Below are 8,507 nucleotides of genomic sequence, written 5' to 3' on the forward strand. Positions count from 1 at the left end.
GAAGCAACCCGCTTGCTCTGCGTGGCGGGTCACGCTATTGTCGACCATTGTTCAGGGTGCTATTTCGCATACTTCCACCAAGGCCGACCCCAATGTACTATCCCCACATTGCCCTGCTGAAAACCAAATGCCTTTTTCTGGTTGTGGTCATGCACTGCGTCATGTTTTACGCCACGCCTTTTCCGTTCTGGAAGCTCTATGCGGACACCCCGCAGCCCTGGGCAGATTTGTTCACGGCCATCTCAGGCTCTACCATCATCCAGAGTTTCATGTTTGCCTCGGGCTTTCTGTTTGCCGCCTCGTGGGATGCTGGCAAACGCACCCCCCTGCAACACGCGCTGCACAGGGGGCGCAGGCTCCTGCTGCCCTGGTTTGGCGTGGGCATGCTCTGGATAGCCCCGCTCTACACGCTCTTTTCCATCCCCGCTTTTGGGCATCCGGCGGACGCAACCCTGCTTGAAACGTGGAAATCCGTCTCGCTCGGCCTGTTTACAGACCATTTGTGGTTCTTGCTGGTGCTGTTCTGGATCACCCTTTTCTGGATTATCGCCCTGTGGGTGCTGCAAAAGCTGGGGCGCGACACGGCCCTTACCGGCGGCATGGTGGCCCTTGTGGCCGCACTGTGCCTGCAGAATTATGGCGGCTGGCTCAAGTGGTATTGCCTGTGGGAAGCGCCTTCGTTCATTCTTTGCTACTACATGGGCATTGTGGCTTTCAGAAATCACGAGGCCCTCAATGCCTTGTGCCGCGCCCGCCCGCTGGCTCTGGGGCTTGGGCTCACGGCTCTGATCGTTTTGCTGTGGCCCTATGCGGGCGCGCCTGTGAGCGGATGGATCGTGTCCCTGCTCTGCGCCCTGCTGGTGTATCATATGTTTTTGCTCACAGCCGGGCTGTACCCGCTGTTGCAGTCGTTTGCGCCTTTTGCATGGTTTGAGCGCAACGGCTTTCGCTTTTATCTTTTTCACCTGCCCACTCCCCTGCTGGTCTTCATGTGGCTTTACAAGCCGTTGCAGCTGCCGCCCGTTGCCTTTGTGCTGCTGAACATTGCCATTACCCTGACCGTAACAACGGCCATTGTTATTGCCAGCCGCAAGCTGGAAGAAAAACTGGGTATAAGACTATAACAGCATTCAGGATCAGGCGTTTCCCCCCTATGCGTTGAATCTTAATCCCTAATGCGCATGTATTGCGGCACTGCGCCATGATTTTTTTGGAGGGAATACCATGATGGGGTTCTTGAAGCTGGTGCTGGCCTTTGCGCCCTGGCTGTCGTTTCTGATTATCGCGCACGGCAGCATGTTTCGGCTGGAGCTTGGCCTTGGCATCGCTCTGGCCCTTAGCATTCTCATGGGAGTGCTCAAGCTGCATCGTGGGGTGATACTGTGGGTGGGGCTGGCCTTTTTCAGCACGGCATCCATACTTGTGATCGGCTTCCAGAACATGTGGACAGTGCGGTACATGGGCGTGCTGGCCAATGGCGCGCTGGCGCTTGGCACATGGGCAGGGGTGGTCATGCGCAAGCCGTTTACCCTCGATTACGCGAGGGATCACACCGATGCGGCGCTCTGGGATTCCCCTATTTTTCTGCGCACTAACATGATTATTACTTCTGTCTGGGGTGGAGCCTTCACCTGCAATGCCCTGCTGGCGTGGCTCAAAATGAAGCAGCTCTTTTTTTCAGAACTTGCCTATGAGCTGATTTCCTACACCTTGCTTATGGGCGTAGCCGTGTTCACCCAATGGTACCCGGCCTATCTGCGGCAGTTGCGGACAAAACAGACAGAAGCGGCATAAATTTTTCCGAACATTGATCCGGCGTTCCCATGTGCGCGTGACATCTGCAGATACCACGCTTGCGCCCAATGCTCTTGCAGATTGCATATTGACAAGAGGGCAGAAGGGGAGCATGCGCTTTAACACATCATGTATGGGCCTGCTCGCAGGCCCGAATTTTTTGTAACCGTCAAGGATACCTAGCCATGAGAAAGAGCGCCATGATCTTTGCCCTGCTGCTGGTAAGCACCTTCATGCTTACGGCATGCGGCTCCAAGTACATCGCCGTTACCAAGGATTACACCATCTACATCGGCACCAAGAAGCCCGTTATCAATCCCGAAAACGATTCCGTGAGCTTTGAGGACGACACAGGCAAAACCCACACCATCCCCCGCGAAGACTTGAAGCAGGTTCGTCCCCTGCCCTAGCGTTTTTTGCCTACCGCCCAGCGCGGCAAGGGTGCAAAAGAGCAGCCGCCTTACAGCTCCATCAGGAACCGTAAGGCGGCTGCCTTACTTTATGCCGTAAAACGGAATTTAGAACACGGGCACGATGCCGCGTTCAACCAGATTCTTCTGGATGTATTCCTTAACTTCGGGCGACTGCACGGCCTTCATGAGGGCCTTGGCCTTGGGGCTGTCCTTGTCTTCATTGCGCACAACAATGATGTTGGCGTAGGGGGATTCGCTGCCTTCCATCACAAGGGCGTCACGCGAGGGCACCAGACCGGCTTCGCCAGCAAAGTTGGTGTTGATGACCGAGGCGGTCACATCGTCCAGGGTGCGGGGCAGCTGGGCCGCGTCAAGCTCGTGGAACTTGAGGCCAAGGGGGTTCTTGGTGATGTCGGCCACGGTAACGAGCGCGCCGGGCTTGATGGTGATCACGCCGTTGGCTTCCAGCAGGCGCAAAGCGCGGGCTTCATTGGTGGGATCGTTGGGCACGGAGACGCTGTTGCCCTTCTTGAGGTCGGCAAGCTTTTTGATCTTCTTGGAGTACACGCCCAGGGGTTCGATATGCACCTTGCCGATGGAAACAAGGTCAAGCTTCTTTTCCTTGTTCATGTTGTCAAGGTAGGGTTCGTGCTGGAAGAAGTTGGCAAAGAGCTGCTTGCTGGCCAGCGCCATGTTGGGCTGCACGTAGTCGGTAAATTCCTTGATGACGAGGTTGTAGCCTTCCTTGGCAAGCAGGGGCTTGGCCGCCAGCATAATGTCCTTATGCGGGAAGGGGGTCACGCCGACAACAATGTCTTCAGCGGCGAACGAAGGGGCGGCCAGCGCCAGAACCATGGCCAGAGACAAAAGCAGACGTTTCATAAGCGCTCCTGCAAGGGTAAAGGGTAAAAAAGCTCACACGCCGCCGCAGGCCTACCGCAAAATCTTGTACAGGAAGTTGCAGACGCCCTGAATAAGCAGCACGAGAAGGCAGAGAATAATGACCGAATACACCATGATGTCGACCTGAAAGCGGTTGTAGCCGTATTTGACGGCCAGATCGCCCAGCCCGCCGCCGCCCACGGTTCCGGCCATGGCCGAATACCCCAGCAGCGTAATGGCGATAACAGCCACATTCAGCACAATGGAAGGCAAGGCTTCAGGAATCAGCACGCGAAAAATGATCTGCGTGTTGCTGGCCCCAAAAGACCGCGCAGCCTCAATAACGCCCCTGTCCACCTCAAGAAAGCAGGTTTCGATAAGCCGCGCCACAAAAGGAGCGGCCGCGATGGTCAGCGGCACTATGGCCGCCGCGCTGCCAATGGAGGTGCCCACCACAAAACGGGTAAAGGGAATGAGCGCGATAAGCAGAATAATAAAGGGGAATGAACGCAGCAGATTGACCACAAAATCCACGGCCTGATATACCGAACGGTTGGGCTTGAGGCCGATGGGATTGGTGACGATCATAAGGATAGCCAGCAAAAAGCCCGAAATGAGCGAGAACAGCGTGGAGAGCAGCACCATGTCCAGCGTTTCCCACGTTGCCGTAATAATTTCCGGCAGCTTGTCCAGAAACCGCTCCCACAGCGGGTAGTAGGCCGCAAGGCCGCTCATGTTCTCAATCATGCTTGTTCACCCGCGTTTTCAGAATAGGCCAGAATCTCCCAGAACAGGTTCTGCGTTTTCAGATAAAGCAGCACTGCGTCCAGGTCTTTGTCCTGCACGTTGATGATAAGAAAGCCAAACACATCGTCAAGGTAGCGTTCAAGCTTGCCGCCAACGATGGAAAAATCGATTTCCAGGGTGCGCGCCATCTGCGTGATGACGCTCTGCTGCGAAATTTCGCGCGGAAACATGAGGCGGATGTTGGTGCCGCCGGGGATAAGCGTATACTCGTCCTCCACCATGGCCTGCATTTCCTTGGTGGGCGACAGAAAGAGATTTTCCGTCTTGCCCATGGCCACGGTTTTGCCGCCATCCAGCATAAGCAGGCTGTGGCAGAGGCGTTTGACCACTTCCATCTGGTGCGTGACCATGATGATGGTGAGATTGAGCCGCTTGTTGATGTCTTCCAGCAGGTCGAGAATGGACGAAGTGGTCTTGGGATCAAGGGCGGAGGTGGCCTCGTCGCACAGCAACACGCGGGGATTGAGCGCCAGCGCACGGGCAATGCCCACGCGCTGCTTTTGCCCGCCGCTCAGGCTCTGCACACGCTGCTTGGCCCTGTCGGCAAGGCCCACAAGCTCAAGCAGCTCCATGACGCGTTCTTCGCGCTTGGCAACGCCCCACAGCGAAAGCGGAAAGGCCACATTGTCGAACACGTTTTTGCGGGACATGAGATTGAAATTCTGAAAAATCATGCCCATTTTGCTTTGCAGCATACGCAGGGCCGTGCCTTCAAGGGAGGCAACTTCAACGCCCATAACTTTGACACTGCCCATCTGGTAGAGTTCCAGGCCGTTAAGGCAGCGCAACAAGGTGGACTTGCCCGCGCCGGAATGCCCCACTATGCCGAAAATCTCCCCCTCGTGCACGTGCATATTGATCTCTTGCAGCACAAGGTGACTTCCGTAGAGCTTGCCAAGATTGGTTACCTGAATCATGCGATGGTTCCTGAGCCTGTTTTCGGTGTCGCCAGACAATGCGATATTTGTCCGCGAAAGTAAAGAATTCACGCAGGCACAGCATGAATAACCCGGCATTCTACCCCAAGGCGGCGTTCAAAATCAAGCTGCCAGCGGAGGCCCCGCCTGCGGCGGCGCGCAGGGGCAAACAAGGCCCGCGATGTGTTTCTTCATGCGGATATTATCCGCTACCTCACGCGCATTTCTGTTGCCGCCTCCACTTGCCGCCCCTGCACCGATGGATGCCAGCCTGCATGTGATGCCGGTCATGGACAGCCATACGCAATGGTGACACAACCAGTGGCGCAATTGTTTACCTGAACAGTCTGAAAGGATATTCCGCTATGAACCAATCTGCCGATTCCGCGCAAAAGGCCGCACAGCCCACAGCGCCAGAGTATACCCCCCTCGCAACCAAGCCTCCCAAACGCCGCCTCACCCCCACCCTGCTGCGGCGCGGCATACAGGGGGCCTTCGCCATTTTTCTTGCTTGGGTGGGCTGGAATTTTTACCTCTACGTGCAGTGGGCCACGGGAAAAAGCCAGACGTTCACGCCCAAACCGCCCTCAGTGGAGGGCTTTTTGCCCATCAGTGAACTCATGGCCGCGCGCCGCCTGTTTGAAACCGGCATGTGGGACGTTGTACACCCTGCCGGACTGACGCTCTTTTTGGCAATCGCCCTCATGGCTCTGCTGTTCCGCAAGGGATTTTGCGGCTATATTTGCCCTGTGGGCCTTGCCTCCAACCTGCTGAGCCGCCTGGGCGAGCGCCTGGGCCTGAACCGCAATCCGCCGCGCAAGCTGGAGCTGGCACTCCAGGCCATCAAGTATATTCCACTGGCATTGCTCTGTTATTTCAGTTTTTTTGCCATGAGCGTGGACGAAATTGATTCCTTCATGGGCGCGCCATTCAATATGGTGGCCGATTCCAGCATGCTGTTTTTCTTTTTGCGGGCTTCAACCACTACCTTGATTGTGGTTGGCGTCATTGTGGCGGCCTCGCTGGTGGCGCGCAATGCGTGGTGCCGCTTTCTCTGCCCTTACGGGGCGTTTCTGGGAATTCTGGCTTTGGCAAGCCCTGTGGCGGTGCGCCGCAACGCGTCTACCTGCACGAGCTGCCGCCGCTGCCAGCGCGCCTGCCCTTCGGCCATCGCCGTGCACGAAAAAACCCGCGTCAATTCGCCGGAATGCCTTGGCTGCACCGCCTGTATTGAGGCCTGCCCGCAAAAAGACTGCCTCCACCTTTCCGCTGCCCGCAGCCGCGTGCCCTTCTGGACGGTTGCCGCTGGCTGCCTTGTGCTGCTTTTTGCCGCCTACCTGTGGGCCGTGAGCACCGGGCACTGGGTTTCAGAAATTCCCCCGGCCATGCTGCGGCGCTTCCATATGATCCAGTTCGGCGGATAAGCGCGCATTCGCCTCAGGGATTTATAAAAACAGCATGGCGGCAAAGGTTTTCCCTTTGCCGCCATGCTTTCATTTATGATTGGGCCTTAACTCTTTTTTACCAGACCGGAGCTTCCGCCGGGTCGCGCTTGATGTGGCAGGCCTGACAATCCGTTGCGCGGGGCTTTTCAAGCTTCATGCGCGTGTGGCAGTCCATGCAGCGCTGGTGGTAAGCAGCCTTGAGCAGAGGCCTGCCGTCCGGCATGGTGGTTACGCCAGCGGGCAGGTTTGCGGGATGGCACGAAACGCAGCGCGGCGGCGTCATGCCCTCTTTAAGACGCGGGCTGTTGTGATGGCAGGCGGCGCACTCCAGACCATCCTTGGCATGCATGCCTTGCAGGCCTGCGGCCTTGCGGCCAATGCCAGCCCGCAGCTTTTGCAGATGCTGCGCATGGGCAAAGTCCACAGGGCGGAACTCCTTGCTCATAAGCTCTATGCGCACTTTTTCGGGCAGACCGTCAGAAACAGGCCCAAGCTTGGGCGCGTCAGACGCCTCAGCGGCGGGTTGAGCGCTTTGGGCAGGAGGTGGCGTTACCGCAGGTTGCAAAGCCTTGGCCGCAGCAGCGTTGGCTGCCGGGTCGGGCTTTGTAGTCTGATTTTTGTCCGGCGGCGGCAGCAGGATGGCCGAAGCCGCAAGCGCTGCTTCCGAAGCGTCGGCAGACTGCTGCGCAGCCTTCACCGCAGCGTCCACTGGCAGCAGGATTGCCGAAGGCGCAAGCTTGGCGTTCTGCTGTGCATTTTGGGCGGGCAGATTTTGCGGCAGGGCCGGGGCATCCAGCCCAACGGTTCCATTGGCGGCAGCCGTACCTGTTGTGGTCGCCGCTGCGGCGGCCTGAGGCGAAGGCAGATTACTGGGCAGCATCAGCCCCATGGTGCCCTTCACGCCGGGGGCGGCGCGGTGGCAGAAGGCGCAGTTGCTGCCGCTCTTGCTCACGGGCCTTGGCGTATGGCAACCCGCGCATTCCGGCGCGGAGGTGGTCAGGCTGGTGTGGCAGTTCACGCAGGAATTTTTGGACGTAACAGAGTGCATGGCCTGCGCCAGCGGGATATTCTTGCCCTTGGGGTCGCCGCTGGGAGTGTGGCAGGTGATGCACGACTGCTTGACGCTGGTGTGGTGACAATCCACGCAGTTGAGCGCCCTTTCGTGCAGGCCGTGGTCAAAAGGCACGGCAGGCATAACCGTAGGCCACTTTGGTCCCTGCGGATACAGAGGAGAAAGCGGTACCTGGGGCGGCGTGACCTTGTCGGTCAGCACCACGCCCGTGGGCCTGTTCATGGTCATGATGGAGGGGCTGGCCTCAAAGCGGGGCAAGGCCTCAAAGCGCGCCTTATCATGACAGGTGGCGCAGTCCACAGGGCCGTGCGGCAGCTTCTGCTCTGCCAGCGAGGCGTGACACTTCATGCACACTTCATGCGCGGCGGCGCGCAGGGGCGGCGGCGTGTAGGCGGCATCTTTGGTGGCAAGCGCCGAACCGGGGCCGCTTTCGTGACAGGTGCGGCACGAATCGATATTTGGCGGCAAGGTGGGTGAAAAATCCTTGGCATGGTGACAGGTCACGCAACGCTGGGAATCATTCTCTGCCAGTATTGCACCGGGGGCCAGACCGGGCTGCGCCTTTACGGGAAACGCGCCGGAGGTCAGATGCCGCTGGTGCAGGGAGGCGTCCATCTGCGGTTTGTAAGGCTTTTGCACGGGCAGCTTAGCGGCATCGGCAACATTGTGACAGTCGCGGCACTGCGCAAGGGACGGGCCAGTGCCCTTTTGAGCATGACATGTGGCGCAGGCCGCATGAAAGGCCTCCTTGCGCGCGGCAGGATCGCTGGAATTGACTCCCGCAAAAGCGCTGAACACAGGCGTTTGCATAATATTGACAGGCAGGCCCGCGCTGTTCTTCTCCACGCCGGGATTAGCCGCGTGGCAGCTCGCACAGGCGTTGGCCTTGGCGTGGGCCGCATGGTCAAAGGCCACAACAGGCATTTTCAGTTCCTTGGCGCGCTGACCGCCAAGGTAGATGGTGTTGCCCGCCAGAGGCGCGGAAGCAGCCTGAACACCAACAGCAGAAAAACACAGCGCCGCAGCAACCAACGCGCTGGCAGCCACAAACCGCATGGCGCAAGCAGAAACGAGGGCTGTACTACATATGGTTCGCATTAACTCCCCCTTGGGGACTTTGATCAGAAAAACCATCAGCGCAGCAACCGTGCAAACTGGCAACGGGGCGCACACCACA

8 protein-coding genes are annotated in these 8,507 nt (G+C 58.1%); 4 read left to right on the forward strand and 4 right to left on the reverse strand.

Annotation, left to right across the window (positions count from 1 at the left end; translation table 11 throughout):
- Window positions 1-92 precede the first annotated feature (92 nt).
- From VEZ52_RS02370 to VEZ52_RS02380, 3 genes are all read left to right on the forward strand, one after another.
- Window positions 93-1,124, forward strand: coding sequence for an acyltransferase (locus tag VEZ52_RS02370; protein WP_324835371.1), 1,032 nt, complete (start codon window positions 93-95; stop codon window positions 1,122-1,124).
- A gap of 100 nt (window positions 1,125-1,224) precedes the next feature.
- Window positions 1,225-1,794, forward strand: coding sequence for a hypothetical protein (locus VEZ52_RS02375; RefSeq protein ID WP_324835372.1), 570 nt, complete (start codon window positions 1,225-1,227; stop codon window positions 1,792-1,794).
- A 185-nt stretch (window positions 1,795-1,979) separates the two neighbouring features.
- The gene (locus tag VEZ52_RS02380; protein WP_298992721.1) at window positions 1,980-2,204 is read left to right on the forward strand and encodes a YgdI/YgdR family lipoprotein; all 225 of its coding nucleotides are present in this window, start codon (window positions 1,980-1,982) and stop codon (window positions 2,202-2,204) included.
- A gap of 108 nt (window positions 2,205-2,312) precedes the next feature.
- Here the strand turns inward: VEZ52_RS02380 and VEZ52_RS02385 are convergent, their stop codons facing one another.
- The 3 genes from VEZ52_RS02385 to VEZ52_RS02395 are packed head-to-tail and all read right to left on the reverse strand — an operon-like array spanning window position 2,313 to window position 4,813.
- Entirely contained in the window at window positions 2,313-3,089 is a 777-nt protein-coding gene (locus VEZ52_RS02385) for a MetQ/NlpA family ABC transporter substrate-binding protein (RefSeq protein ID WP_240824687.1), read from the reverse strand.
- Between the two features lie 51 nt (window positions 3,090-3,140).
- On the reverse strand, window positions 3,141-3,836 hold the full coding sequence (locus VEZ52_RS02390) for a methionine ABC transporter permease (RefSeq protein ID WP_022658505.1): 696 nt from the start codon (window positions 3,834-3,836) through the stop codon (window positions 3,141-3,143).
- Window positions 3,833-4,813, reverse strand: coding sequence for a methionine ABC transporter ATP-binding protein (locus VEZ52_RS02395; RefSeq protein WP_324835373.1), 981 nt, complete (start codon window positions 4,811-4,813; stop codon window positions 3,833-3,835). Before VEZ52_RS02395 ends, VEZ52_RS02390 begins: the two co-directional genes overlap by 4 nt.
- A gap of 365 nt (window positions 4,814-5,178) precedes the next feature.
- On the opposite strand from VEZ52_RS02395, the gene VEZ52_RS02400 reads away from it, so the two are divergent.
- A complete protein-coding gene (locus VEZ52_RS02400) occupies window positions 5,179-6,237 on the forward strand; it encodes a 4Fe-4S binding protein (RefSeq protein WP_324835374.1) in 1,059 nt (352 codons plus the stop codon).
- A 97-nt stretch (window positions 6,238-6,334) separates the two neighbouring features.
- On the opposite strand, the gene VEZ52_RS02405 is transcribed toward VEZ52_RS02400, so the two are convergent.
- Complete coding sequence (locus VEZ52_RS02405; RefSeq protein WP_324835375.1) at window positions 6,335-8,428, reverse strand: cytochrome c3 family protein; 2,094 nt, start codon at window positions 8,426-8,428, stop codon at window positions 6,335-6,337.
- Between the last annotated feature and the right edge of the window lie 79 nt (window positions 8,429-8,507).

Origin of the sequence: Desulfovibrio sp. (assembly GCF_035644575.1) — a bacterium.
In the GTDB taxonomy this organism is placed as follows: Bacteria; Desulfobacterota; Desulfovibrionia; order Desulfovibrionales; family Desulfovibrionaceae; genus Desulfovibrio.